A 26,115-nucleotide genomic window follows, 5' to 3' on the forward strand; every position below is an offset into this window, starting at 1 on the left:
TCCACAAAGCGCGTGGGGGGAATGATGGACGACAGGCACGCCCGCTACCTGCGGGCGAAGGAGATCGTCTCGGCCGCCGATGGGCTCCCGCCCGAGGAGCGCGCGGACTTCATCGCGCGCGAGTGTGCGGGCGATGCGGCGCTGCTGGCCGAGGTCGCCTGGATGCGCGACGCGATCGCCTCCGAGACCACGCTGCATGCGCCGCGCTGGGAACCGGAGGTACCGCGCGAGCTGTCGGGTGAGCAGTTCTCCGCCCAGGCCGCGCGCGACTACCGTCTGCTGCGCTGCATCGGCCATGGCGGCATGGGCGTGGTCTACCTGGCCGAGCGCCTGCAGGACGGGTTCGTGCAGCGTGTGGCGCTGAAGCTGCTGCGCCGCGCGAGCGGGGATTCCCGGGTCCTGCTCGAACGCTTCCAGCGCGAGCGCGCGCTGCTGGCGCGGCTGGAGCATCCCGGCATCGCGCGGCTGGTCGACGGCGGCCTGCTGTCCGACGGTCAGCCCTTCCTCGCGATCGAGTACGTCGAGGGCGAGCACATCGACCGCTGGTGCCGCGAGCACGCGCCCGACCTGCGGCGCCGGCTGGACCTGTTCCTGCAGGTGTGCGCGGCGGTGGAGTACGCGCACCGGCACCTGGTGATCCACCGCGACCTCAAGCCGGGCAATATCCTGGTGACCGCGGACGGCGAGACCAAGCTGCTCGATTTCGGCATCGCGCGGCTGCTGGAACCGCAGGATGGCGCGCCGGCCGACCCCACCGAGTTCGGCCAGCAGGCGCTGACCATCGCCTACGCCAGCCCGGAACAGATCACGCTGCGCCCGCTGTCGGTCGCCACCGACATCTATTCGCTGGGGGTCGTGCTGTATCAGCTGGCCTGCGGGCAGCAGCCGTTCGGCCAGCACGCGTCCTCGTTCGACGTTTCGCGCGCGATCGTGGCCGGCGAGGTGCTGCCGCCCAGCCGCCAGCCACGCGGCGCGGGCGTCACCGAGCAGGTGCCGGCGGACATCGACGCGATCGTGGCGAAGGCGATGCGGCCGTCGGCCGAGGAGCGCTATGCCACGGTCGCGGCGCTGGGTACGGACGTGCGCCGCTTCTTGGCCAGACGCCCGGTCGAGGCGCGGCGCCACCATGCGGGCTATCGCGCCCGCCGTTTCGTCGAGCGCAACCGCTGGCCACTGGCGGCGATCACCGCGATCGTGCTGGTCCTGACCGCGGGCATCGCGACGTCGTTGTCGTCGCTGTCGCAGGCACGGACGCAGCAGCACCTTGCCGAACAACGGCAGCAGCAGCTCGAGCGGATCACCGTGTTCCAGCAGGAAATGCTCGAGAGCGTGGATATCGACGCCATGGGGCACGCGGTGTCGGAGGCGCAAAGGCAGGCTGTGCAGAGCGCCCTGCGCGAAGGCATCGCCCAAGGCGATGTCGATACGCAGCTCGAAGCCGCGTTCGCGCGCGTGCCGGCGACCGACATCGCGCGCGAAGCGCTGGACCGGTATGTGGTGACCCACGCCCTGGACCGGGTGGAGGAGGACTTCGCCGATGCGCCGCTGCTGGCGGCGGACATGCGCCATTCGATGGCGCGGGTGCTGCTGGGCATCGGGCAATTCGAGTCTGCGGTCGAGGAGTTGCAGCGGGTGCTGCAAAAACGCCGCAGCGCACTGCCGGACGGCGACCCGCGAATCGCCGCGGTGCTGGTCGACCTCGGCTACGCGCAGTACAGGCTGGGCCGCCTGCGCGATGCGGCGCACAGCTACGCCGTGGCGCGCGAAGCGAACGATGCCCTGGCTGCCGACAATCCCCTGCGTCTGGCGATCGCCAGCGGCGACGCGCGGGTGCGGGCGGCGCGCGGCCAGCTTGGTGAGGCGCTGGCGATCCAGCAGGCGCTGGTGGCGCAATGGTCCGGTACGCTGCCGGCGGAGGCCCCGGAACTGCTGGAACTGCGCCGCGACGAGGTACAGACCCTGATCCGGCTGGGCCGGCGTTCCGAGGCGAAGGTGCTGATGGAGGCATTGCTGCCTCATTACGAGCATCGGTTCGGCGCGGATGCGCCCTCCACCCTGGCCGCCCGCCTGACCCTGGCCGACCTCACCAACACCCTCAACGAGTACGAGGCATCGAAGGCCCAGGCCCGGGCGGTCGCAGCGCAGCGCGCGCAACGCCTGGGCCAGGATCACCCCGACACGCTGCGCGCGCTTGCGCTGGAGGGTGCCAACCGGGTCCGCCTGGCCCGGGCCGAACCCGCGTTCTCGGAGGCCGAGATCTTCATGCGCGATCTCCTGGCGCGCCAGGTGCGGGTGCTCGGGCCGACGCATCCGCAGACCCTGGACAGCCAGGTCGAGCTGGTCCGGTTGCTGGGCAAACAGCGACTGCTGAGCAAGAGCCGCCAGGCGATCGCGTTGCAGCGCGAGGTCATGCTGGCCCGGCAGCGTACGCTGGGTCCGACACATTTCGATACGATCTTCGCGCGGATGCGCCTGGGCAGCCTGCAGGCGGATGCCGATGCCCCCGATGAGGCCGTGCGCAATGGCCGGCTTGCGCTGGAGCAGTTCGAGGCAGTGGTGCCGGGGCACCGGCTGATCTCCGCCTGCTGGGATGTCATCGGGCGCGGACACTACCGGGCCGGCCGCCTGCACGAAGCGCGCGAGGCGCACGCGCGTGCGCTGGAACTGCGTGCGGCCGCGGGCGGGGTGTTCGATGCGCACACCACCGAAAGTGCGGCGCGGCTGCAGGTCGTGCTGCATGCGCTGGACGATCGCGAGGCGATGGCCGACATCCGCAGCCGTTTCCTTGACCCGGTGATCGCGCAGGACACCGCGGGGCTCAACACCTCGCAGGCGGATATCCGCGAATCCGCGCTGCTGGCGCTGGAAGGACGGCACAAATAGCCTGCACGCGTCCTGCCGCCGCGTAGCCGGGACGGAACTGTGAAGGGATCCGCGGTCGCCTGTACCTGGCGCTGCGATACTCGCGCCGGCGGCGGGGGACGCGGAGGCAGGCAGATGGCATGTACGACGGCAGGGGATGGGGTACCGGCATCCCGCGACGAGGTCACGGTCTGGCTGCAGAGCGCGCTTGCCGGCGACGCCGCGGCGATGGACCGGGTCATGCAGCAGATGTACGCCGCGCTGCGCCAGCTTGCGCGCCAGCAGCTGTCGGGGGAGTTCCAGCCGCGTACGCTCAGCGCGACCGAACTGGTCAGCGAGAGCTTCCTGCGCCTGTTCGGCAGCGGGGCGACGCCGCGCATCGAGGACCGCCGCCACCTGCTCGGCATGGCCGCGCGGGCCATGCGCCAGGTGCTGATCGATGCCGCGCGGCGCCGCAAGGCGGCCAAGCGGCCGGCAGCCGAGGATCGGATCGCGCTGACCGAGATCGTCGATTCCCTGGCCGGCGGCGCGGAACCGGAGGAGCTCGGCCGGGTCCTGGACCAGCTCGAGACGGTCGACCCGCGCCAGGCACGCATCGTCGAGCTGAAATTCTTCGTCGGACTGGGGGAGGCCGAGATCGCGACCCTGCTGGGCCTGTCGGTGGCGACCGTGCAGCGCGAGTGGCGGATCGCGCGTGCCTGGCTCAAGCGCGAACTGGGTCCGGCCGAGGACGTGGCGGCGGATCGCGGGAGGGACAACAGGGCCGGTGGCGATAGGTCGCCACATGCGGATCGCTGAGACGCAATGTCGGGTCGTGGCGCCGGTCGCGACCTACGGTAAACGGTTTGCTGGAGCGGGAGGCAGGACAGGTGCACGGGGCAAGCGGCATCGAGCCGATCACGCGTCTGCTGCAAGGCTGGCAGCAGGGAGACCGCGCCGCCGCCGATCTGGTGGCAGGCCTGGTGTACCGCGAGTTGCGCGACATCGCGGTGCGCCGCCTGCATGGCGAGGGGCACGTGGACCTGCAGCCGACCGAACTGCTCAGCGAGGCCTGGATCCGGCTGTCCGCGCGCAGCCATCCGTTCGCATCGCGCGCGCATTTCTACGCGACCGCCGCCCTGCAGATGCGCCAGCTGCTGATCGACATGGCACGGATGCGTGCGAGCCAGAAGCGGGACGGCGCGCGCGCGACACTGACCGTGAGCCTGGTCGACCCGTCGCCGCGTCCCGAGGACATGCAGCTGATCGCGCAGGCCTTCGATCGCCTGTCGGAGGTGGATCCGCGCAAGGCCCAGGCGTTCGCGCTCAACGAACTGGCGGGCTTCAGCGTCGCCGAGTGCGCGGCGATGCTCGAGGTGTCGGTGGCGACGCTCGAGCGCGATCTGCGTTTCGCCCGAAGCTGGGTGGCGTCGAGGCTGAATGCATGAGCGACGCGACCTGGAAACGGCTCGAAGCGCTGTTCCACGAGGCGACCACGCAGCCGCCCGCGGAGCGCGAAGCCTACGCATACGCGGTGGCGGGCGACGATCCGACCCTGCTGCGCGACCTGCTGGCGATGATCGCCGCCGACCAGGATGCGACGCGCATGCTGCAGGCGCCGCTGCGCGGCACCGCGGCACCGGAGCTCGCCGCGGGCCATCGACTCGGCCCCTGGGCGATCGATCGGCTGGTCGGCGCGGGCGGCATGGGGCGGGTGTACCTGGGGCATCGCGCGGACGGCGCCTACGAGCGCGCGGTGGCGATCAAGCTGGTCGCCTCCGGTCTGGTGGACGCGACCCGGGCGACGCTGTTCGAGCTGGAGTGTCGCGCGTTGGCGCGCATGCGCCATCCGGCGATCGCCGAGATCCACGATGCCGGACGCGATACCGACGGCCATCACTACCTGGTGATGGAGTACATCGACGGCCTACCGATCACCCAGTGGTGCGACCGCCAGCGGCTGTCGCTGCGCGATCGCGTGGCGCTGTTCGTGCAGGTCTGCGAGGGTGTGCAGCACGCACACCAGAAGGGCGTGCTGCATCGCGATCTCAAGCCGGGCAACGTGCTGGTGGGCGAGGTCGATGGCCGGGCGGTGCCCAAGCTGATCGATTTCGGCATCGCCGCAGAAGCCGCCGTGCAGGGTGACGCGGTCAGTGCCGGGACCCCCGGCTACGCAAGCCCCGAGCAGACCCTCGGCGATGGCGACGCCGATGCCCGCAGCGACGTGTATTCGCTCGGTGCGATGCTTTACGAGCTGGCCTGCGGCTGTCGCGCCGAGCCTGTTGCCGGCGCACCGCCGCTGGCACCGTCGACGGTGCTGGATTCGCGCCCGGCCGCCGACAGGCAGGTCCTGTCCGGGTTGCGCGGCGCGCGTCCGGCACGGCTGGGGCGCGAACTGCGAGATGGCATCGACGCGATCGCTCGCAAGGCGATGCAGCCGCTGCGGATCGAGCGCTACGACTCGGTTTCCGCGCTCGCCCTCGACCTCCAGCGATGGCTCGGACATCGTCCGCCCCGCGCAGCCGCCGGCGACCGGTGGCTGGCGACGCGCAAGCTGCTGCGCCGCAACCGCGTTGCCACGCTCGCCGGATCGGCGATGCTGCTCGCGTTGGTGGGTGGCCTGGTCGTGGCCCTGCAGGGACTGGCCGAGGCCGAGGCGCAGCGCCGGCAGGCGGAGGCGCGCCAGGACGAGCTGGCCGCGGCGGTCGGCTTCCAGCAACGCATGCTCGACGATCTCGACCCGGCGATCATGGGCCTGCGGATGGTCGATGACATGCGTGCGCATGCCCTGGCCCACGGTGGCCCGGCCGCGGGCACCACGTTCGACCGGCTCACCGAAGGATTCGATGCGCCCGGGATCGCGCGCGGCGTCGTCCACAGCCGGATCCTCGCCCCTGCCGAGGCCGCGCTGCGCGCAGAGTTCGCCGACCAGCCGGTGGTCGAGGCCGCGCTGGGCATGTCCATCGCCAGCCTCTATTTCAGTCAGGGCCTCTACGCCGAGGCCGAGACGCTGGCCGAGCGCGTGGCGACATTGCGACGCCGCGCGCTCGGGCCGGGCGCGGAAGATACGCTGCGCGCGCTGGACCTGCAGGCACGGGCGGTTGAGCGCCAGGCACGCTATGACGATGCGTTGGCGCTGATCGATCGTGCGCTTGCCGACGCGGGGGCGGGTGCCGCCGTCGACGGTCTTGATGCATTGACGGCCACGCGTGGCGTGGTGCTGACGGGCCAGAGCCGGCTCGATGCGGCGATCGCGCTGCAGAGTGGACTGCTGGACGGCATGGTCCGCAGGCGCGGCACCCAGGATATCGAAGTGCTCGCTCTTCGCAGCCAGTTCGCGATCAGTTTGTCGATGGCCGGAAACGACCAGGCGGCACACGACCAGTTCGCGCAGGTGGTCGCAGGGCGCCAGGCGCTGCTTGGGCCCGAACACCCGCTCACGCTCGCGGCGCGTGGCGGGCTGTCGAACGCGGTGGGCGGGCTGGGCGAGCATGAGCGCATGCTGGCGATGGACCGCGAGCTGCTGGATATCCGCCGCCGCGTCCAGGGCCATGCGCATCCCGACACCCTCGCGGCGCTCTCCAATCTGGCTTCCAGTCTGTTGAGCCTCGATCGCGACGCCGAGGCACTGGAGGCCGCACGCGCAGCGTGGCAGGGGCGGCGGCAGTCGCTGGGCCCGGCGCATCCGCAGACGTTGCGCAGCGAACAGCTCATGACCAACGCGATGCGGCGCCTGGGGCAGGTGGACGCGGCGCTGGTGCACCAGCGTTCGATCCACGCGCGTCGCCACGAGGTCCTGGGGCCGACCCATCGCGACACGCTGCGCAGCCGCTTTGGTCTCGCCGCCACGCTGCACGAGGCCGGTTTGCGTGGCGAGGCACGCGGCCACGCCGAGGCGATGCTGGCCCTTGTCGATAACGGAACCCCGACGCCGTTCGACCGCAAGACGGTCGAGGCACTGCTCGCGGACATCGGCATACGCTGAGAGGCTGAGCGTAATTCGCCCGCCTGCTGCGACCGCCGCCGAACGCCCGGCGACGGTTTTGTTGCGGCGTTCGATTTGCGCTCAACCTCTGAGACGGATCGTCGGGTCGCCTCGTCGTCGCTGTCCGACCATCGCGCGGTCTGCCGAGGAGTCGTCTCCATGCTGCCCGCCGCACGCCTGACCGACATGCATGCCTGCCCGATGGTGACCGGCGTGGTGCCGCACGTCGGTGGTCCCATCCTCGCGCCCGGCGCGCCGGCCGTGCTGGTCGGCAACCTGCCGGCCGCACGGCTTGGCGACCTGTGCACCTGCGTCGGGCCGCCCGACAGCATCGTCACCGGCGTGCCGACGATCCTGATCGCGGGCCAGCCGGCCGCGCGCATCACCGACATGACCGCGCATGGCGGCGTCATCGTCGCCGGGTTGCCGACCGTGCTCTACGGGGGCGGCGCGTGAGCGCGGTCCGCGCGCGGGCGACACGGGACACGCCGGTTCCCTGCACGGCCGACGCACTGGACACGCTGCTGCAGGCGGCGGTGGCGGCGCATCGCGACGGGGACGCCGCGACCGCGCGCGCGCACTACGAGCGGGTGCTCGCGCTCGATCCCGGCCAGCCGGATGCGCTGCACTTCCTGGGCGTGCTGCGCCACCAGGCCGGCGACAGCGAGGCGGCGATCGCGCTGATCGCCCGCGCGCTGGCCCGCGCGCCGCGCCACGCCGACATCCACAACAACCTGGGCAACATCCACAAGGAGCGCGGCGACGCGGTCGCGGCCGAGGCCTGCTACCGCCGTGCGCTGACCTTCCAGCCCGGCCACTTCACCGCGGTGGGCAATCTGGCGGTCGCGCTGGAGATGCAGGGCCGGCTCGACGACGCCTTCCGCGCCTACGGCCTGCTGCTGACCGTCGCCCCGTCCTACGCGCACGGCTACCACCTGCTCGGCCTGTTCCTGCGCAACCACGCCCGCGAGGTCGAGCATGGCCGGCAGGCCGCCGCCTGCCTGCGGCGCGCCTGGGAACTGGATCCGGACAACCTGCGCGCGCTGGCGGCGCTGGGCAACGTGCTCTACATGCTCGGCGAGCACGACGCGGCCCGCCAAGTCTATCGCGACTGGCTGCAGCGCGATCCGGAGTCGCCGCTGGCCCGGCACATGCTGGCCGCCTGCGGCGGCGCGGACGTGCCCGCGCGCGCGGGCGACGCCTACATCCGTTCGCTGTTCGACAGTTTCGCCGGCAGCTTCGACGAGCAGCTGCTGCAGCACCTCGACTACCGTGCGCCGCAGTTGCTGGCCGGGGCGCTCGGCGCCGCGCTCGACGGCCGGCGCGGTCTCGACATCCTCGATGCCGGCTGCGGCACCGGGCTGTGCGCGGCGCTGCTGCGGCCGTGGGCGCGGCGCCTGGACGGCGTCGACCTGTCGCCGGGCATGCTGGCGCGCGCGCGGCGCCGCGGCGGCTACGACGCGCTCGTCGAGGGCGAACTGACCGCGCATCTCGAGGCGCACCCGGATGCGTTCGACGTCGTGGCCTCGGCCGACACGCTGGTCTACTTCGGGGACCTGCAGCGGGTCTGCGCCGCCGCGCACGCGGCCCTGCGCGCGGGCGGCTGGTTCGGGTTCTCGGTCGAGGCGCTCGATCGCGGCGCGGCGGCGGGCGACGGCACCGAGCTCGGACCCAGCGGCCGCTACCGGCATACCCGCGCGCACGTGAGGACGGCGCTCGTCGCCGCCGGATTCGGCGACGTGCGCATCGAGCCACGCGACCTGCGCAACGAAAACGGCCATCCGGTGCACGGCTGGGTGGCCGTCGCGCGTCGCGGCGACGGCTGATCCACGGGCCTCCGCATGGCGCGCGACCCGGGCAACTTCATCCTGCGCTCCGACCTCGGCGACGCATTGCGATTCTCGTCGATGGACGGCAGCGAGCGGTTGGGCGGCCTGTTCGAATTCCGGCTGCGCGCGCTGTCCAGCGACCCGAACCTCGACCTCGTGGCGATGCTCGGCACGCCGATGTCCGTGCACATGCACATGCCCGATGGTTTCGAGCGCTGGTTCCACGGCATCGCGGTCGAAGCGGCGCAGAGCGGCTTCACCGTGGTCGACGACCTGCGCCACGCGATCTACGAGATCGTGCTCGCGCCGCGGCCCTGGCTGCTGACCCGGCGCCGCCACAGCCGCGTGTTCGCCAACCGGGACGTGGTGTCGATCGTGCGTGCGGTGCTCGACGGCATCGGCTACTCCGACGTGCGCACCAGCATCACGGCGACCTATCCGGTGCGCGAGACCTGCGTGCAGTATCGCGAGGACGACTTCGCCTTCATCAGCCGGCTGATGGAGCAGGAAGGCCTGTACTACTGGTTCGAACACGAGGACCGCCGGCACACGCTGGTCCTCGCCGACGGCATCGGCGCGCATGCGTCCGCCAAGGGGGCGGCGTCGCTGCCGTGGCTGGCCTCGGGCCTGTCCGGTGCGCGCGCGGCCAGCGGCGTCGCCGACTGGCGGCCCTCGACCGCGGTGCACGAGACGTCCGCCAGGCTCACCGATTTCGACCCGCTCACGCCGCGCGCCTCGCTGGAGGGGCGCGGCGACGCGGCGCCGGGCCTGCCGTTGCACGGCATCGATGCGCTGGACCTGTTCGACTTCCCGGGCGGCGGCGACTCGCCCGCCGACCACCGGCGCCTGGCGCAGGTGGTGATCGAGGCCCGCACTGCGGCCCGTGCCCGCTTCTCCGGACGCAGCGATGCATACGGCATCGCCGCCGGCGCGCTGCTGCGGCTGGACGGGACGCCCGGCGGGGCCTGGGACCGCGAGTACCTGCTGACCGGCGCCACGTTCGCGCTGCGCGCGCCGGATCCGGCATCGGGCGGCGACGACGATGCTCCCTGGGCCTGCACGTTCGAGGCGATCGACAGCCGCCTGCCGTTCCGCAGCCCGCAGACCGCGGAACGACCCGTGATCGCCGGCCTGCAGACGGCGACCGTGTGCGACGCGGGTGGTGGCGGCGACGACGAGGCGATCGTCGTCGACCAGCACGGGCGGGTCCACGTGAAGTTCCACTGGTCCGCGAGCGCCAAGGCAGCCGAGCGCGACCAGGTGCAGTCCTGCCCGGTGCGCGTGGCCTCGCCGTGGGCCGGCAAGCAGTGGGGCATGGTCCACATCCCGCGGGTCGGCCAGGAGGTCGTCGTCAGTTTCCTCGAGGGCGATCCGGACCGGCCGCTGATCGTGGGCAGTGTCTACAACGCAGACCATGCGCCGCCGTATCCGCTGCCGGCCGGCAAGACCTGCAGCGGCATCCGCAGCCGCAGCGAGAACGGCGGCGCCGAGGACTTCAACGAGATCCGCTTCGAGGACAAGCAGGGCAGCGAGGAACTGTTCGTGCATGCCCAGAAGGACCTGCGCGAGGAAGTCGAGAACGACCGCCACCTGCTGGTCGAGCACGACGAATCGATCGAGGTGAAGCACGACCAGACCGGCAAGGTCGGCAACGACCGCAGGCACGAGGTCGGCAACGACGACACCCTCGACGTCAAGGCCAACGGCACGACCACGATCGGCAGGAAGTTCAAGCTCGACGCCGGCGCCGAGATCGAGCTGGTGACCGGCCAGTCGAGCATCGTCATGAAGAGCAATGGCGACATCCGGATCAAGGGCATCAACATCACCATCGACGGCCAGCAGTCGATCAAGGCCGAGGGCGGGGTGCAGGTCGGCATCAAGGCCGGCGCGACAATGGAGGTCAAGGCGGGCGCGACGATGACCCTCAAGTCGGACGCGATGCTGACCGCCGAGGGCGGCGCGACCGCCACGGTCAAGGCACCGGTGCTGACGCTGCAGGGCCAGGGCCTGGCGCAGATGTCCGCGCCGCTGATCAAGATCGGATGAGGCGGGCGATGGACGATCCGGTGCGCACGGCCTGCGTGGAGATGGCGATCGACGACGACGCCCGGGCGCTGCTGCCGGCGGGCGCCTCGGCACAGGATGCGGTACGGATCCTGCTCGATGCCGGCCGCCTGCAGCCGGCGCTGCAGCTGCTGGCGCGGCTGCTGCCGAAACGCTACGTGGTGGCCTGGCTGTGCCAGTGCGCGCGCGGCGAGCCGCTCGGCGGCGACGACCGCGCCGGCGCCGCGCTCGCCGAGCAATGGGTCCGTGACCCGTCCGAGCACAACCGCCGCATCGCCTACGAGTTCGCCGGCGCCGACGGCTATCGCACGCTCGGCGGCTGGCTCGCGGCCGCGGCCGGCTGGTCCGGCGGCAGCCTCGCACCCGCCGCCCAGGAGACGCCGGTGCCGCCGCCGGCGTTCCTGACCGCACGCGCGGCGACCGCCGCGATCAACCTGCTGGCCGCGATCGAGCCCGATCGCCTCGACCAGCGCCGCGCCGCGTTCGCGCAACGTGCGCTGGTGCTGCTGGGCGAGCACGCCGGCGAACCGGGCCGGCCCGCGCCCACGAGGATCCCATGAGCGAACGCACCCTGACCCTGACCATCGTCGGCGCGCAACCGCCGTCCGGCGTCCGTGCCTCGCACGTGTTTCCCGCGGCCGGGGGCAGCATCGGTCGCGCCGACGACTGCGACTGGATGCTGGCCGCGCCGGGCATCTCGCGCGTGCATGCGGTCGTGCGCTACGTGCACGGCCTGTACTTTCTCGAGGACCGCAGCACCAACGGCATGCTGCGCAACGGTGCGCCGCTGTCGCGCGGCGAGCCGGTCACGCTCGACGACGGCGACCGCCTGCAGATGGACAGCTTCGAGCTCGCGGTGCGGATCGCCGACGCCGCGTCGACGCGGACGCCCGAGGCGCATGCGGACGATCCCGCCGACGGCGACCGCACGATCGTCGTGCCCGCCGCGGCAATGCCGGCGCAGGCCTCGCCGCCGCCCGCACCCGCCGCGCCCGCGCATCTCGGGCGCGACGACGACGACTGGGACTTCGGCCTCGGCCCGGTCGCGCCGGCGCCTCCGGTCCCGCCCGCCCCCGAGATGCCGATGGCCGCATCGGCGCCCGCATCCGGCGACGGCGACCTCGATGCACTGCTGGCCGGCCTCGGCGGTCCCGCGCCACTTCCGGGGCTCGACCCGCTGCAGCTGTTCGACCCGCCGCCCGCACCGGCATCGGCCGCGGGCGACCACTGGAACCATGCACCGGCGACCGCCGGCCACTACCGGCCGCCACCCGCCGCGGCAGCCGCGACGCTGCCGGAAGAGTGGGACCTGACGCGCGGCGACTTCCACGCCCCGGCCGCCGTGCCCGCACCGCCCGCCGCCGGGCAGGCGCGGGCACCGATGTCCGACGACGTCGAGTCGATCCTGCGCATCGTGGTCGACGGCGTCATGGAAACGCTGCGCGCGCGCGCCGAGATCAAGAACACCTTCCGGCTGCCGGTGACGATCATCCAGCGCAGCGAGAACAATCCGCTGAAGTTCGCCGCCACGCCCGAGGAGGCGATGCGCCGGCTGTTCGAGCGCGACAGCGCGTTCCTCGGCGGCGCGGCGGCGTTCGACGATGCCTTCGACGACATCCGCTGCCATCAGATGGCGATGCTCGCCGGCATGCGCGCCGCGTTCGAATCGCTGCTCGCCCACTTCAGCCCCGAGCGGCTGGAACGCGAGGTCGACGCCGGCGGACGCCGCGCGTTCGCCGGCAAGGGCCGTTACTGGGAACGCTATCGCGACGACTTCGCACGGGCGGCGAAGGACCCGGACACCGCGTTCCGGATGCTGTTCGGCGACGAGTTCGCACGCGCCTACGAGGCCCAGCTCGCGCGGCTGAAGAGCGCGCGCCGGCGCGCGCCGGGCCGCTGAGACGAAATGTCGGGCCGCTCCGCGGCCCGGCGGCCAGACTCACCGCAGCCTGGCGCCTCCGGCGGCCACGGCGACCTCAAACGGCCGGGCGGGACGCGGACGCGTCCGCTGCCCGCGTGGCCGACGCGACGGGCGGGGAGCATGACGCAGAACAACAAGATCGTCTGGAGCGAAGGCCTGTTCCTGCGCCCGCAGCACATGCAGCAGCACGAGCGCTATCTCGAGCGCTGCATCGAGCTGCGCGCCGGCAGCCTGCGCGGGCAGGGCTGGGGCTTCACCGAGCTGGAGCTCGAGCCGGACCTGCTCGCGGTCGGCAGGATCGGCCTGCGGCGCGCGCGTGGCGTGTTCCCGGACGGCACGCCGTTCTCCATGCCAGACGACGATCCGCTGCCGCCGCCGTTCGAGGTCGACGCCGGGTGCCGGGACGTGGTGGTGCACCTGACCCTGCCGCTGCGCTCGGCCGCGCGGCCCGACAGCGCCTGGCCCGACGCGCCGGCCGACCGCCTGGTGCGCTTCCACGTGCGCGAGACCGAGGCGGTGGACGTCTCGGGCAGCGTCGAAGGCAGCGTGGTGCTCGAGGTCGGCGGCCTGGCGACGCGCCTGCTGCCCGATTCGCGGCCGTCCGAGGGCCTGGTGTGCATGCCGCTGGTCCGCGTGGTCGAGTGTCGCGCCGACAACCGCGTGGTGCTCGACGATGCCTTCATCCCGACCACGCTCGATACGCGCGCCGCGCCGCGGTTGGCGACGTTCCTGGTCGAACTGCTCGGCCTGCTGCACCAGCGTGGCGAGGCGCTGGCCGGACGCGTCGCGGCGACCGACCGCGGCGGCGCCGCCGAGATCGCCGACTTCCTGCTGCTGCAGGCGGTCAACCGCTGGCAGCCGCTGGTCGCGCACTGGGCCGAGGCCGCGACGCCGCATCCCGAAGCGCTGTTCCGCGCGCTGGCGTCGCTGGCCGGCGAACTGGCGACGTTCACCGCGCCCGGCAAGCGGCCGCCGGCATTTCCGCCGTACCGACACGAGGACCAGCGCGCCGCGTTCGAGCCGGTCGTCGCGTCGCTGCGCGGCAGCCTCAGCGCGGTACTCGAACAGACTGCGGTCGCGATCCCGATCCAGCAGCGCAAGTACGGCGTCTGGGTCGCGGTCGCCGGCGACGCCACGCTGTTCGACAACGCGGCCTTCGTCCTGGCCGCGCGCGCCGACCAGCCGGCCGAGGCGCTGCGCCGGCAACTGCCGGCCGTGGCCAAGATCGGGCCGGTCGAGAAGATCCGCGACCTCGTGAACCTGCAGCTGCCGGGCGTGGGCCTGGCGCCGATGCCGGTCGCGCCGCGGCAGATCCCCTATCACGCCGGCCACGTCTACTTCGAACTCGACCGCCAGGCGCCGCTGTGGCGCGAACTGCGTGGCGCCGGCGGGGTCGCGTTGCATTTCGGCAACGACACGCCGGGCCTCGAGCTGCAGCTGTGGGCGATCAGGGGATGAGCGCATGAGCACCTATCCGCCGCAGGACCTGCACGCCGACGCCACGATCGTGCGTCCGCGCCAGCCGGCCGCGCCGCCGCCACACCTGGCCGACAGCCTGCTGCCGCCGGTGCCGCCGTCGTCCGAGGAGATCAGCGCCTTCCTCGGCCACGGCCGCAATCCGCTGCTGCACGCCGCCAGTCCGCTGCTGCTGCTGGCGGTGCAGCTGCGCCACAGCAGCAGCGCCGGCGACGCCGAGGCGCTGCGCGCCCAGGTGCAGGCGCAGGTGCGCCGCTTCGAGGCGCGGCTGGCCGAAGCGGGCGTGCCGCAGCAGACCATCGTCGCGGCGCGTTACGTGCTGTGCGCGACGCTCGACGAGGCCGTGCTCAATTCGCCATGGGGCGAGCGCAGCGGCTGGGCCAGCCGCACGTTGCTGGTGACCTTCCATGGCGAATCCTACGGCGGCGCGCGCTTCTTCCAGTTGCTCGACCAGCTGTTGCAGGACGTGCCGCGGCACATCGACCTGCTGGAACTGATGTACGCCTGCCTGGCGCTCGGTTTCTCCGGGCGCTTCCAGATCGAGGCCGGCGGCCGCGCCCGGCTGGCCGACATCCAGGACGACCTGCAGCGCCGCATCCGCGCCCAGCGCGGCCCGCTGCCCGACGGCCTGTCCCCGCACTGGCGCGGCGTGGAGCAGCGCGGCGATCCGCTGGCCCGGCGCCTCGCGCCGCGGCTGGTGCTGGGCATCGCCGGTTGCGTGCTGCTGGGTGCGTTCGCCTGGTTCCATGCGCGGCTCAACGAACTGGCCGCGCCGATCGGCGCCGAGACCGCGCGCATCGGACTGGCGGCCGTCGCGCCGCCCGGCGACCTGCCGCGTCCGCCGCCGGCGCAGACGCTCGCGCAACTGCTGGCGAACGAAGCCCGCGCCGGGCTGCTGGAGATCGACCAGCGCGACGACGGCCAGGCCCGGGTGCGGCTGGCGGCCGGCACGATGTTCGACTCCGGCGGCGACGTGCTCGGCGGCGATGCGCATGCGCTGGTCGGCCGCGTCGGCAGCGCGCTGGAACGGCTGCCGGGCCGGGTGCTCGTGGTCGGCCACACCGACGACCAGCCGCTGCGCTCGCTGCGCTTCAAGGACAACTACGCGCTCTCGACTGCGCGCGCGCAGGCGGTCGCCGACGTGCTGGCCACGTCGCTGAGCGACGCCGGCCGCCTGGAGGTGGTCGGCGCCGGCGCATCGCAACCGGTCGCGCAGCCGGCGTCGCGGCCGGAGAACCGCGCGCGCAACCGCCGCGTCGAGATCCTCTACCAGCCCGGGGACTGAGCCATGCGCAAGCTGCTGCAACTGCTGAAATCCGGGTGGTGTCTGTCGCTGGTCGGCGTGCTGGTGCTGTGCGCGCTGGTGTGGGTCGGCGGGCCGTGGATCGCCGTCGCCGGCCGCCAGCCGCTGGCCTCGCCGTCGTCGCGGCTGGTGGCGATGCTCGTGCTGCTGCTGGCGTGGGCGATCGTGCTGGTGGCCGCGGTGCTGCGCCAGCGGGCGCGCAGCCGGGCCATGGGCGAAGCGATCGCCGGTTCCGCCGCCGGCGACGACGACCGCGACGCGGCCAACGCCGCCGAGCGCGCGCAGCTCGAATCGCGCTTCCGCGAGGCGGTCAAGCTGCTGCGCCGGCGCGGCGGCCGCCGCAGCCTCTACGCGTTGCCGTGGTACGTGGTGATCGGCCCGCCGGGCTCGGGCAAGAGCACGCTGGTGCGCAACTCCGGCCTGGAATTCCCGCTCGCCGGGCGGTTCGGCAAGGAGGCGCTGCGCGGCGTCGGCGGTACCCGCAACTGCGACTGGTGGTTCACCGGCGAAGCGGTGTTCCTCGACACCGCCGGCCGCTACACCACGCAGGATTCCGACGCCGCGGCCGACGCCGGCGGCTGGAGCGGTTTCCTGCGGCTGCTGCGGCGGTTCCGTCGCGAACGGCCGGTCGATGGCGTGCTGGTGACGATGAGCATGTCCGACCTGCTGCTGCTCGACGAGTGCGAACGCGATGCGCACGCGCAGGCGGTGCGGCGCCGGCTCGACGAACTGCACGAGCAGCTCAAGGTGCGCGTGCCCGTGTACCTGGTGTTCACCAAGTGCGACCTGGTCGCGGGCTTCGGCGAGTTCTTCGACGACCTCGATCCCGCGCAGCGGGCGCAGGTCTGGGGCACGACCTTCCCCGCGGCCAGGACGCTCGACGGCAGTGCGGCGCGCGGCTTCGCGCAGGCGTTCAACGGGCTGCTCGAACGCCTCGACGCGCGCCTGGTCGAGCGTCTGCACAACGAGCGCGACCGGACCCGGCGCGCGGCGATCCTGTCGTTTCCGCAGCAGTTCGCCGCCTTCGGCGACATCGCGCGCGACTTCACCGAGGCCGTGTTCGCCGGCAGCGCCTACGGCGCGGCGCCGCTGCTGCGCGGCGTGTACCTGACCTCGGGCACGCAGGAAGGCACCCCGATCGACCGCATGATGGGTGCGGTGGCGCGCACCTTCGGCGTGGACGCGACGCGGGTGCATGCGCCCGGGCTGCAGCGGCGCACGTTCTTCGTCGAGCGCCTGCTGCGCGACGTCGTGTTCGCCGAATCCGGTTTCGCCGCCGGGCTCGCCGGCGGCGCGCGGCGCCGCACCGGCGCGGCGCTGGCGATGGCCGCGACCGTGGTCTGCACGGTCGGACTGCTGGCGGCGATGACCGTCAGCCACGCGCGCAACGCGCGCTACCTGGCCGACGTGCAGGCGGCGCTCGATGCCCGGCCCGCGGTCGCCGAGCTTTCCGGCGCGGCGACGCCGCCGCAGTACTTCGCGCTGGCCCTGCAGCGGCTCGAGGCGCTGCGCCCGGTGGTGTCCGCGGCGGCCGCGCACGACGGCGACGTGCCCTGGTCGATGCGCGCGGGCCTGTACCAGGGCGGCGCGGTCGGCGGTCAGGTGCGCGACGCCTACCTGCGCGAACTCAACGCCGCGCTGCTGCCCGGCCTCGGCACGCAGTTCCGGCGCGGGCTGGCGGACAACGCCGGCGACCTGCAGGCGCTGTACTACTACCTCAAGGGCTACCTGATGCTGGGCCAGCCGCGCCGCGCCGACGCCGCCGAGCTGTCGGCGCTGGCGGCGATCGAGTGGCGGCGCCTGTTTCCGCGCGATCCGGTCCTGCAGGCCGCGCTGTCGTCGCATTTCGACGCGCTGCTGGCGCAGCCGGGCGAACTGCGCGCGCTGCCGCTCGACGAGGCGCGCGTGGCCCAGGCGCGGACGACGCTGCGCGCCGCCGACCTGTCGGCGCTGGTCTACAGCAGCCTCCGGCTCGGCCTGGAAGCGCGCAGCGACGACGACGCCCGGCTCGATCGCGCGCTGGGCCTGCGCGGCGACGTGTTCCGGCGACGCAGCGGCGCGCCGCTGTCGGCACCATGGCCGGCGCTGTACACCCAGCCGGTGTTCGCCGAGCAGGTGGGCGGCGGCATCGAGGACGAGGTCGACCGCTTCCTCGCCGACGACTGGGTGCTCGGCGTCGATGCCGCCGACGCGCTGTCGCGCGCACGCACGGTACGCCAGGTCGCCGCCCTGTACGAACAGGACTACCTGCGCACGTGGGACGCATTGCTCGCCGATCTCGAACTGGTGCCGGCCACCGACCTGCAGCAGGCCAGCCTGCTGGCCGCGCAGGTCGCGGCGCCCGGCTCGCCGCTGCGGCTGCTGCTCGACCTGGTGCGCAGCCATACCAGCGACATGCAGCGCATGCCCGTCGCCGAAGGCGCGGCCGGGGTGCTTGCCGCGGCCGGCGCGGCGGCGGGCGAAGCCGCCGGTCAGGCGATGGACGCTGCCGCCGTGCGCAACCTTGCGCTGCAGACGGTACTCGGCGACCAGGACGACGCCGCCGCGCCGGCGCCGGGTCAGGCGATCGAGGCGCACTTCGCGGCACTCAACCAGCTGACCGAGGGCGCCGCCGGCAGTACGCCGCTCGACCGTGCGCTGCTTGCCGTCGACGAGCTCGGCAAGGCGCTGCTGACGCTGCCGGCCGGTGGTGCCGCAGGCGCGGGCCCGCCGCCGCAACTGCTGCTCGCGCGCCAGGTCGTGTCGCAGCTGCCGCCGCCGCTCGACGGCTGGCTGTCGCCGCTGGCGGGCGGCAGCGCCGACCTGCTGGCCGACGGCCAGCGCGCGGCGCTGGCCGGGCAGGCGCGCGAGGCGATCGGACGCGATTGCGCCGATTTCGTGCGCGACCGCTATCCCTTCGACCTGGCAGCGGAGGCCGAGATCCCGCTGCAGGATTTCGGCGAACTGTTCGGCCAGGGCGGCCGCTTCGACCGGCTGTTCCGCGAATCGCTGGCGTCGCGCATCGACACCAGCGCCGCGACCTGGCGATGGCGCGACGAGCCCGGGCTCGCCGTCGGGCCGCCCGGCCTGCCTGCCCGCATGCAGGCTGCCGACCGCATCCGCCGCGCGTACTTCCGCGGTGGCGCGCTGCCGGAAGTCCGCTTCACGCTGCGTCAGGCGACGCTGGGCGGACAGGTGGCGCGGGTCGAGATCGACATCGACGGCCAGCAGTTCGCGTCGTCGGTCGGCGAGGATGGCGCCATGCCGATGACCTGGCCCGGACCGACGCCGGGGCAGGCGTCGATCACCGTCTACGACGTCGCCGGCACGCGGCTGGCGCGCATCACGCGGCAGGGCGACTGGGCGCTGTTCCGGCTGCTGCAGGCCGAGTCGCTGTCGCGCGCCTCGGAAACCGACTTCACCGCGCGCTGGTCGCTCGGCGGCGGCACGGTGGAACTGCCCGTGCACGCGGCCAGCCTGCGCAATCCGTTCCTCGACGACACCGTGCAGGCGTTCCGCTGCGGAGAACTCGCATGAGCGCCGCGCCCGGCTACTTCGGCAAGCTGCCCGGCGCCGGCGATTTCGTGCAGCGCCGCCTGCCGCCGGCGTTCGTCGACGCGTGGGACCGCGCGTTCTCGCATGCGGTGGCCGGCGCCCGCGACCTGCTCGGCGCCGGCTGGAGCCAGGCCTGGCAGCACGCGCCGGCGTGGCGCTTCCTGCTGTCGCCGGGTGTCGCCGGCGCCGCGGCCTGGGCCGGGGCGATGCTGCCCGGTTGCGATCGCGTGGGCCGCTGCTTCCCGATGGTCGTCGCGGCCAGCCTGCCCAAGGGGACCGCGACGCCCGGCGTGCTCGACGACGGCGGCCGCTGGTTCGATCTGGTCGTGGACGTCGCGGCAGCGGCCCAGCGCGACCGGGGCGTCGATGCCGCCCGTTTCGATGCGGCGATCGCCGCGCTGGCGCTGCCGCCCGATCCGCAGGAACCCACGGTGCCGTCGCCGCCGCCCGGCTTCGACGGCAGCCGGCGCGACTACTGGCTGCCGATGCACGGGCAGGACCAGCGCCTGCCCTCGGCATTGTGGCACCGGCTCGCCGCGTCCGGCTGCACGCTGTGGTGGCAGCACGGCGATCGCGGCCATCCCGGCGGCCTGTGGGTCGGCCGCGGGCTGCCGGACGCGCGCGTGTTCGCGGCGCTGCTCGGCGCCCAGGCGCAGGCGGGTGCGGCGTGATGCGGGCCGTCGCGCGCGGCATGGCGCCGCATTCGTGCGGCCGGACCGATCCGGGCAAGGTCCGGCGCTGCAACGAGGATGCGATCCTGCTGCGCGACGATGCCGGGCTGTGGGCCGTCGCCGATGGACTCGGCGGCCACAGTGCCGGCGACTATGCCAGCGGCCTGATCGTCGAACGTCTTGCCGCACTGCAGCGCCCGGACGACCTCTGCGATTTCCTCGATGCGATCGACGACGTGCTCGAAGGCGTCAACGACGAGCTGCTGCGCGTGGCCGCCGAGCGCGGCGGCGATCTCATCGGCTCGACCGTGGTGGTGCTGGTGCACGACGACGACGTCGCGCTGTGCGGCTGGGTCGGCGACAGTCGCGGCTACTGCTACGACCGTCGTCGCCTGCGGCAGATCACCGTCGACCACGTGCACGGCGCCCGCGAGGACGTCACGCGTTTCGCCGGCGCCCCGGCGCATGGCCAGCCGCCGCCGGGCGCGCTGACGCGCGCGGTCGGCGCGCAGCCGCGGCTGTTCGTCGACTGGACCATCGCCGGCAGCGGCCGCGACACGACGTTCGTGCTGTGCACGGACGGCATCAACAAGGAAATCGGAGACGAGGAACTGGACCTCGAATGCGGGCGCGCGCGCGATCCGCAGGCCCTGGTGCGCCGCCTGTTCGAGCTCGCGCTCGAACGCGCGGCCCGCGACAACGTGTCGGCCATCGCGGTGCGGTTCGGGGAGGCGGCGGCATGAGCGAGGGCGGGACGGACGTGGTGGAACTGATGACGGCCCTGCGCCGTGGCGACATCGACCTGGGATCGGTGCTCAACGCGCTGTCGCGCCGTGGCGTGCTGCCCGAGGCCGAGTACAGCGCCGGCGTGGAGACGCTGTGGCGCTTCCGCGAGGAGCTCGACGAGACCACGCTGCTGGCACTGCGCGAACGCCTCGATGCGATGCGCGCGCCCGGCGCCGCAGGCCCGGCGCCCGGCGCGCCGGTTGCGGCCGATGACGACGCCACCGTGGTGATGCCGCTGGCCGGACGGCCCGCGTCGCCGTCCGCGGATGCGGGCACGCCCGAGGCCGGCGACGACGTGACCCGCGTCGTGCCGCGCGCGCCGGTGCCGCGTCCACCGCCCGCGGATGCGTCGGGCGGCATCGGCACCGGCACGCACGGCAGCGCGGCGACCGCCAGCTGGGCCGGTATCGCCGATGCCGCGGCCGGCGAGACCGCCACCGTCGGGATGCTGCTCAAGGGCCGGTTCCTGCTCGAGCGCGAGCTCGGCCGCGGCGGCATGGGCGTGGTGTTCCTGGCGCGCGACGAGCGCAAGGTCGAGGCCCAGGACCGCGATCCCTACGTCGCGGTCAAGGTGCTCAACGACGAGTTCCGACGCCATCCCGATTCGCTGGTGGCGCTGCAGCGCGAATCGCGCCGATCGCAGCGTCTCGCGCACGACAACATCGTGCGTGTATACGACTTCGACAAGGCCGGGACCATCGTCTACATGACGATGGAGTACATCGACGGGTCGGACCTGCGCATGCTGATCCGCGAGCGCGCCTTCAACGGCATGCCGCTGGCCCGGGCGCGGCCGTTGATCGAAGGCATGTGCAGGGCGCTCGGACGCGCGCACGCGGCCGGCGTCGTGCACTCCGACTTCAAGCCCGGCAACGTCATGGTCGCGGCCGACGGCGTGCCCAAGGTGTTCGATTTCGGCATTGCGCGCGCCGGCAAGGCGGGCGCCGGCGCGGCCGGCGAGGTCACCGTGTTCGACGCGTCCACGCTCGGCGCGCTGACGCCGGCATACGCGAGCCTGGAAATGATCGAGGGCGCCGAGCCCGCGCCGTCCGACGACATCTATGCGCTGGGTTGCGTCTGTTTCGAGCTGCTGACCGGCCGCCATCCGTTCGACAAGGCCAGCGCCGAAGTCGCGCTGCGCGAAGGTCGCACGCCGCCGAAGGTGCCGGGCCTGACCCGGCGCCAGTACCGCACGCTGTGCCGCGCGGTCGCGTTCCGTGCGGCGGACCGGTTGCCCGGCGTCGAGGCGCTGCTCGATGGCCTGCGCGAGGTGCCGGCCCGCGAGCGCCTGCTGCCGCTGGCAGGCTACGGCGCCGCGGCGGCGCTGGTCGTCGGCGGCGCGGTGTTCGGCGCATCGCACTGGCTGCACCAGCGCCAGCTCGCGGCGGTCGTCGCCGGTTTCTCCACCGACGGCGAAGGTGGGTTCGCCGACGAGGGCGCGGCGATGGCGGCATTGGCCGCGCTCGCGGCATCGGACCGCGACGCGCTCGTGCTGGCCGAGAACCAGCGCATCGAATCGTTCCTGCTGCGGCGCCTGGATGCGCTGTGGAATCCCCGGCAGGGTCGCTACGACTACGTGCAGGCGCAGAAGGTGTTCGCGCTGCGCAACGACCTGCGGCTGTTCTCGCCGGCGCTCGACGAGCGTGCCCGGACGATGGCGGTCGAGCGCGACGAGCTGCTCAACGCCCTGGATACCGAACTGAGCACGCGGATCGCGGCCGGTCGACTCTTTTCCGCCGATGGCGCGGGCGCGGCCGACACGCTGGAACGGGTGCGCGCCGTCGACCCGTCGAGCGCGCTGCTGCGCCATCCCGGCCTGGAACTGGCCTATGCCGACGCGGTGCGCGACGCCACCGAAGGCGCGCGCCTGGCGCTCGCCGGCGAGCGCCTGCGCCAGGCACAGGCGCTGTTCCCGGATTCGCTGCGCCTGCAACTGGCCGGCACCGCGCTCGAGGCTGCGGTCGCGGACGAGGCCGGGCGCCGCCAGCCCGCGGTCGAAACGCCGCGTGACGCCGAATCCGCGCGCACGCTGCTGTCGGCGCGCATTGCGCAGCCGTCCGACGACCCGCGCTGGCAGGCCGGGGTCGCCGCGGCCCTGCAGGTGCTCGACGCGGGGCCACGGGCGCCGGGCGACGCCGGATTGCGCGAGGCCCTGGCCCGCGCGATCGCGCACCAGGTGGCGACGGCACAGGCGCCGCTGCAGCTGGCGCGGGCGTCGGCGCTGGTGGCATTCGGCCTGGCGCAGGTGCCCGGCAACCCCGTGTTGCTGCGCGAGAAGACGCGCCTGGACGGTCTGCAGGCCGCGCTCGATGTGCGGCTCGCGCGCGAGGCCGCGAGCGCCGAGACGGTCGCGCTCGGCGAGTCGCTGCGCCGGGCCGCGACTGCCGGCGATCTGGAGAAGGCACGCGAATCGTTGCAGCGCCTGCGCACGCTGGCGCCCAACGACGCGTTCACGCGTACCGGTGCGCCGCAGCTGCTGGCCAGCGCGTATCTCGCTGCGGGGGAACGTGCAGCCGGCAACGGCGATCTCGCGCGCGCCGCGTCGATCGCGGCCGAGGCGGTCGCGCTGCTGGGCGACCGCCTCGACCTGCGCAATGCGCGCGCACGCTACGAAGTCGCCGCCGCGATCGACGACGCGTCGCGCGCGCCGCCCGACCCGCGCGTCCACGCGGCCTTGAGCGCGCGCCTGGCCGAGGTCGCGCGCGAGGACGCCGAGGGCCTGGCGGCGCTGGAGGCGCAGCTGCGCGCGCGCGGTGCCCTCCCCGAGGGCGGACTCGCGGCAAGGCTGGGGGCGCTCGCGCCGGCGGGCGCGGTCCCGTCGCCGGTCGAGCCTCGTGCCGGTGCCACGTCCCGCAGCCAGGGGAGCCGGCCGCGGCCGGCCGCAGCAACGGGTGCCGCGACGCCCGTTGCCGCCGGCGCGTCGGTCGATCCGGAAGCGGCGCTGCCGCCCGTGCCGGATGGCCCGGACCCCTGCGGCCAGTCCGGCCTGGCCGGGCGCGGGCGCTTCTGCTTCGACCCCATCGGCGACGGGCGTGGCCCCACGTTCGTCGTGGTGCCCGGGATTGCCGGCGGCAAGGCCTATGCACTGTCGCGCGCGGAGGTCACGGTCAACGAGTTCAACGCCTACTGCCAGGCCACCGGGCGCTGCAGGCCGCAGCCGGTCGCGAGCGCGGCGGCGGGTGCGTTGCCGGTCACCGGCATCCCCGTGGCGCAGGCCCGCGGCTATGCGCGCTGGCTGGTCCACGCGAGCGGCGGCTGGCGCCATCGCCTGCCGACCGAGGCCGAGTGGCGGCATGCGGCGCAGGCCGGCGCCGGATGGCGCCAGGCGCCCGACAGCAACTGCGTGCCGCCGACCGCGGACGCGGGCAGCGGCGGCGGCCCGGTCTCGGCGCGCGGCCGCGGCGCCAATCCCTGGGGACTGATCAACATGAGCGGCAACGTCTGGGAATGGACCGACAGCGGCGGCAGTCTCGCGGTGCAGGGCGGGGGCTTCGGCAGCCTGTGGTCCGACTGCACGGTCGAGGCGCGCCGGGACGACGGCGGCGCGGCGCAGGCCGACGTGGGTTTCCGTGTGCTGCGGGAGCTGAAATGAGCGACTGGGAACGCGACGCCAATGCCGCACTGCACGCCCTCGGTGAGGCGTGGCAGCAAGGTGGGATCAGCCGCGAAACGTATCGCGAGCGGCGCCGTCGCATCATCGCCGCGCTACGCGATCGCGGCGACGAAACCGAACGCAGGGCGGTCTCGCCACCGGCTGTCGCCGGCGAAACCGGCGCTGCCGCGGAAGGCGCGACGATGATGCTAGGGTTGCGGCGGGGATCACCATCTTCCTTGCGCTGGCTCGCCGTACTCGCGGCCGCATCGGCCGCGGTCGCGACCGCGGTATGGATGGTATGGACAATGGAGCAGGGGAATGTCTGAGATCATACGGCTGCAGCCGCGCGCGCTGCTGACCCGGGCCTGCGGGCTCGCACTGGCCGCACCGATGCTGGCGCTGGCACAGGGCGCACAGGCCCAAGGCACGCCACCGCCGACCGGCTGGCAGCCCGGCGACCAGGAAGAGGCGCTGCGTGCACCGCTGCGCGAGCCGCTCCCCGAAGCACCCGTGGTGCCGGCGGTGCGCGACCGCGCCGCCGCGCCGGTCACCGAGGTCGAGGTCCGCGGGTTCCGCATCCGCGGCGTCGGCGAGCATCCCGAACGCGGCATCACGCCGGTCAAGATGCAGGCGCTGCTCGACGCGCGCTTCGCCGAACTGGCCGGCGGCGCCGACCGCGTCACCCTCGATTTCGACCAGCTGGCCGACGCCGCGCAGCCGGTGACGATGGCCTATCGCGATGCCGGTTACGTGGTCTCGGCGGCCTACCTGCCGGCACAGACCATCGGCGAGGACGGCATCGTCGAGATCGCGGTGCTCGAAGGACGCCTGGGCCGGGTGATCGTTGAAGGCAACCAGCGGGTGCGGGCCTCGGCGATCGCCGCGCCCGCGCGGCGCCTGGCCGGGCGCACGCTGCACCGCGACGAAATGGACGGTGCGCTGCTGAGCATGCGCGACATCCCCGGCGTCACCACGTCCGTCGTGCTGCAGCCGGGCCAGGCGACGGGCGAGACCGATCTGCTGGTGACCGCGACCGAAGAGGCGCGTCCGTATTCGATCTCGATCGGCGCCAGCAACCACGGCACCGAGCTGACCGGCCGCTATCGCGCGCAGCTCGGCCTGGCCTGGCGCAACGCGCTCGGCATCGGCGACACGATCTCGGCCGGCTACGCGCGCGGCTACGATCCCGACCAGAGCGATTTCGCGGCGCTGGCCTGGAACGTGCCGGTGATCGCCGTCGACGGCCTGTCGGTCACGGCCGCGTACTCGCGCAGCGAAATGGAGGTCAACCGGGGGCCGTTCGCCGCACTCCGGCTCACCGGTCCGACCTCGGTCGCGCAGATCGGCGCGGACTGGCGCTTCGTCAACCGCCCCACGCTGCAGATGCAGGGCGGGCTGCGCTACGTGCGCGAGCGTTCGCGCCTGGAGGTGCTGGACGGTTTCAGCCTGTCGGACCAGGCCTTCGACGTCGTCGATCTCGGCTACACGCTCCGGCACATCGACCGCGGCACGCGCGGCGTCAACCTGGTGCAGGCCAACCTGCGCCATGCCGTCGACGACCGCTCGGCGCCGGGCGAGGATTCGGTCACGCCTGCGCGCACCAGCGATTTCACCCTGCTGCGCGTCTCGCTCGCGCGCATGCAGTACCTGACCCCGTCGCAGCGCCTGTTCGCCCGCGTGTACGGGCAGTACACCGACGACGTGCTGGTGCCGATGGAACAGATCGCGCTCGGCGGGCCCGACAGCATCCGCGCGCTGCCGGTGTCGGACGCGCTCGGCGACCGCGGCTACCAGGCCACGCTCGAGTACCAGGTCGACGCACCGGGCTTCGGCGACGTCGCCTCGCCGTTCGGCGGACGCCCCTGGCGCGACCTGCTGCAGTTCGAGGTGTTCGCCGACCACGGTCGGGTCACCGCATCGCCCGGCAGCCTGTCGCCGGCGGAGGGACGCACCTACAACGGTGCCGGCCTCGGCCTCGTGTTCCGGCTGCCGCACCTGCACAACCTCGAGCTGCGCCTGGCCGGCGCGGTGCCGGTGGGCGGCAGGTCCGAGGCATCCGATGGCGACGATTTCCGGGCCTGGGCCCGGTTCGGCATGACGTTCTGAG

At 73.3% G+C, this 26,115-nt stretch carries 17 protein-coding genes; all 17 read left to right on the plus strand.

Annotated elements, in window-relative coordinates; genetic code table 11:
• Nucleotides 1-24 precede the first annotated feature (24 nt).
• The 17 genes from LDO26_RS06540 to LDO26_RS06620 all read left to right on the plus strand — a co-directional run bounded on the left by LDO26_RS06540 (nucleotide 25) and on the right by LDO26_RS06620 (nucleotide 26,114).
• Entirely contained in the window at nucleotides 25-2,883 is a 2,859-nt protein-coding gene (locus tag LDO26_RS06540; protein ID WP_232130273.1) for a serine/threonine-protein kinase, read from the plus strand.
• A gap of 114 nt (nucleotides 2,884-2,997) precedes the next feature.
• Nucleotides 2,998-3,660, plus strand: a complete 663-nt coding sequence (locus LDO26_RS06545) for an ECF-type sigma factor (protein ID WP_232130274.1) — start codon at nucleotides 2,998-3,000, stop codon at nucleotides 3,658-3,660.
• 71 nt (nucleotides 3,661-3,731) lie between these two features.
• Nucleotides 3,732-4,289, plus strand: a complete 558-nt coding sequence (locus LDO26_RS06550) for an ECF-type sigma factor (protein WP_232130275.1) — start codon at nucleotides 3,732-3,734, stop codon at nucleotides 4,287-4,289.
• Complete coding sequence (locus LDO26_RS06555; protein WP_232130276.1) at nucleotides 4,286-6,826, plus strand: serine/threonine-protein kinase; 2,541 nt, start codon at nucleotides 4,286-4,288, stop codon at nucleotides 6,824-6,826. Before LDO26_RS06550 ends, LDO26_RS06555 begins: the two co-directional genes overlap by 4 nt.
• Nucleotides 6,827-6,985: 159 nt before the next feature.
• Nucleotides 6,986-7,282 carry a PAAR domain-containing protein gene (locus tag LDO26_RS06560; RefSeq protein ID WP_232130277.1) on the plus strand — a complete coding sequence of 99 codons (297 nt, stop codon included), beginning with the start codon at nucleotides 6,986-6,988 and terminating at the stop codon, nucleotides 7,280-7,282.
• Nucleotides 7,283-7,338: 56 nt separating this feature from the next.
• The gene (locus tag LDO26_RS06565) at nucleotides 7,339-8,652 is read left to right on the plus strand and encodes a tetratricopeptide repeat protein (RefSeq protein ID WP_232130311.1); all 1,314 of its coding nucleotides are present in this window, start codon (nucleotides 7,339-7,341) and stop codon (nucleotides 8,650-8,652) included.
• Between the two features lie 15 nt (nucleotides 8,653-8,667).
• On the plus strand, nucleotides 8,668-10,704 hold the full coding sequence (locus LDO26_RS06570; RefSeq protein WP_232130278.1) for a type VI secretion system Vgr family protein: 2,037 nt from the start codon (nucleotides 8,668-8,670) through the stop codon (nucleotides 10,702-10,704).
• 8 nt (nucleotides 10,705-10,712) lie between these two features.
• A complete protein-coding gene (locus LDO26_RS06575) occupies nucleotides 10,713-11,282 on the plus strand; it encodes a DUF6931 family protein (RefSeq protein WP_435594046.1) in 570 nt (189 codons plus the stop codon).
• A complete protein-coding gene (gene tagH, locus LDO26_RS06580) occupies nucleotides 11,279-12,622 on the plus strand; it encodes a type VI secretion system-associated FHA domain protein TagH (RefSeq protein ID WP_232130279.1) in 1,344 nt (447 codons plus the stop codon). Before LDO26_RS06575 ends, tagH begins: the two co-directional genes overlap by 4 nt.
• Before the next feature lie 141 nt (nucleotides 12,623-12,763).
• Nucleotides 12,764-14,101 (plus strand): type VI secretion system baseplate subunit TssK, encoded by a 1,338-nt coding sequence (gene tssK, locus LDO26_RS06585; RefSeq protein WP_232130280.1) that lies wholly within the window; start codon nucleotides 12,764-12,766, stop codon nucleotides 14,099-14,101.
• Between the two features lie 4 nt (nucleotides 14,102-14,105).
• Nucleotides 14,106-15,404: a type IVB secretion system protein IcmH/DotU gene (gene icmH / locus LDO26_RS06590; RefSeq protein WP_232130281.1), complete on the plus strand. Its 1,299-nt coding sequence runs from the start codon at nucleotides 14,106-14,108 to the stop codon at nucleotides 15,402-15,404.
• A gap of 3 nt (nucleotides 15,405-15,407) precedes the next feature.
• On the plus strand, nucleotides 15,408-18,938 hold the full coding sequence (tssM, locus tag LDO26_RS06595; RefSeq protein WP_232130282.1) for a type VI secretion system membrane subunit TssM: 3,531 nt from the start codon (nucleotides 15,408-15,410) through the stop codon (nucleotides 18,936-18,938).
• Nucleotides 18,935-19,627, plus strand: a complete 693-nt coding sequence (gene tagF / locus LDO26_RS06600) for a type VI secretion system-associated protein TagF (RefSeq protein ID WP_232130283.1) — start codon at nucleotides 18,935-18,937, stop codon at nucleotides 19,625-19,627. The genes tssM and tagF overlap by 4 nt, the downstream gene beginning before the upstream one ends.
• A 20-nt stretch (nucleotides 19,628-19,647) precedes the next feature.
• A complete protein-coding gene (locus LDO26_RS06605; RefSeq protein WP_232130284.1) occupies nucleotides 19,648-20,370 on the plus strand; it encodes a PP2C family protein-serine/threonine phosphatase in 723 nt (240 codons plus the stop codon).
• Nucleotides 20,367-24,005, plus strand: coding sequence for a bifunctional serine/threonine-protein kinase/formylglycine-generating enzyme family protein (locus LDO26_RS06610; RefSeq protein WP_232130285.1), 3,639 nt, complete (start codon nucleotides 20,367-20,369; stop codon nucleotides 24,003-24,005). Before LDO26_RS06605 ends, LDO26_RS06610 begins: the two co-directional genes overlap by 4 nt.
• Nucleotides 24,002-24,334 carry a hypothetical protein gene (locus LDO26_RS06615; RefSeq protein WP_232130286.1) on the plus strand — a complete coding sequence of 111 codons (333 nt, stop codon included), beginning with the start codon at nucleotides 24,002-24,004 and terminating at the stop codon, nucleotides 24,332-24,334. Before LDO26_RS06610 ends, LDO26_RS06615 begins: the two co-directional genes overlap by 4 nt.
• On the plus strand, nucleotides 24,327-26,114 hold the full coding sequence (locus LDO26_RS06620) for a ShlB/FhaC/HecB family hemolysin secretion/activation protein (RefSeq protein ID WP_232130287.1): 1,788 nt from the start codon (nucleotides 24,327-24,329) through the stop codon (nucleotides 26,112-26,114). Before LDO26_RS06615 ends, LDO26_RS06620 begins: the two co-directional genes overlap by 8 nt.
• Nucleotide 26,115 lies beyond the last annotated feature (1 nt).

Source organism: Proluteimonas luteida, from assembly GCF_021191695.1.
Lineage (GTDB): Bacteria > Pseudomonadota > Gammaproteobacteria > Xanthomonadales > Xanthomonadaceae > Luteimonas > Luteimonas luteida.

Bases quoted from the DNA above. Each gene is read 5' to 3' on its own strand.
- LDO26_RS06570 (WP_232130278.1), top strand. From the start codon at position 8,668: ATGGCGCGCGACCCGGGCAACTTCATCCTGCGCTCCGACCTCGGCGAC.
- tssK (WP_232130280.1), top strand. From the start codon at position 12,764: ATGACGCAGAACAACAAGATCGTCTGGAGCGAAGGCCTGTTCCTGCGC.
- tagH (WP_232130279.1), top strand. From the start codon at position 11,279: ATGAGCGAACGCACCCTGACCCTGACCATCGTCGGCGCGCAACCGCCG.
- icmH (WP_232130281.1), top strand. From the start codon at position 14,106: ATGAGCACCTATCCGCCGCAGGACCTGCACGCCGACGCCACGATCGTG.
- LDO26_RS06620 (WP_232130287.1), top strand. From the start codon at position 24,327: ATGTCTGAGATCATACGGCTGCAGCCGCGCGCGCTGCTGACCCGGGCC.
- LDO26_RS06545 (WP_232130274.1), top strand. From the start codon at position 2,998: ATGGCATGTACGACGGCAGGGGATGGGGTACCGGCATCCCGCGACGAG.
- LDO26_RS06560 (WP_232130277.1), top strand. From the start codon at position 6,986: ATGCTGCCCGCCGCACGCCTGACCGACATGCATGCCTGCCCGATGGTG.
- LDO26_RS06540 (WP_232130273.1), top strand. From the start codon at position 25: ATGGACGACAGGCACGCCCGCTACCTGCGGGCGAAGGAGATCGTCTCG.
- tagF (WP_232130283.1), top strand. From the start codon at position 18,935: ATGAGCGCCGCGCCCGGCTACTTCGGCAAGCTGCCCGGCGCCGGCGAT.
- LDO26_RS06555 (WP_232130276.1), top strand. From the start codon at position 4,286: ATGAGCGACGCGACCTGGAAACGGCTCGAAGCGCTGTTCCACGAGGCG.
- tssM (WP_232130282.1), top strand. From the start codon at position 15,408: ATGCGCAAGCTGCTGCAACTGCTGAAATCCGGGTGGTGTCTGTCGCTG.
- LDO26_RS06610 (WP_232130285.1), top strand. From the start codon at position 20,367: ATGAGCGAGGGCGGGACGGACGTGGTGGAACTGATGACGGCCCTGCGC.
- LDO26_RS06605 (WP_232130284.1), top strand. From the start codon at position 19,648: ATGGCGCCGCATTCGTGCGGCCGGACCGATCCGGGCAAGGTCCGGCGC.
- LDO26_RS06575 (WP_435594046.1), top strand. From the start codon at position 10,713: ATGGACGATCCGGTGCGCACGGCCTGCGTGGAGATGGCGATCGACGAC.
- LDO26_RS06615 (WP_232130286.1), top strand. From the start codon at position 24,002: ATGAGCGACTGGGAACGCGACGCCAATGCCGCACTGCACGCCCTCGGT.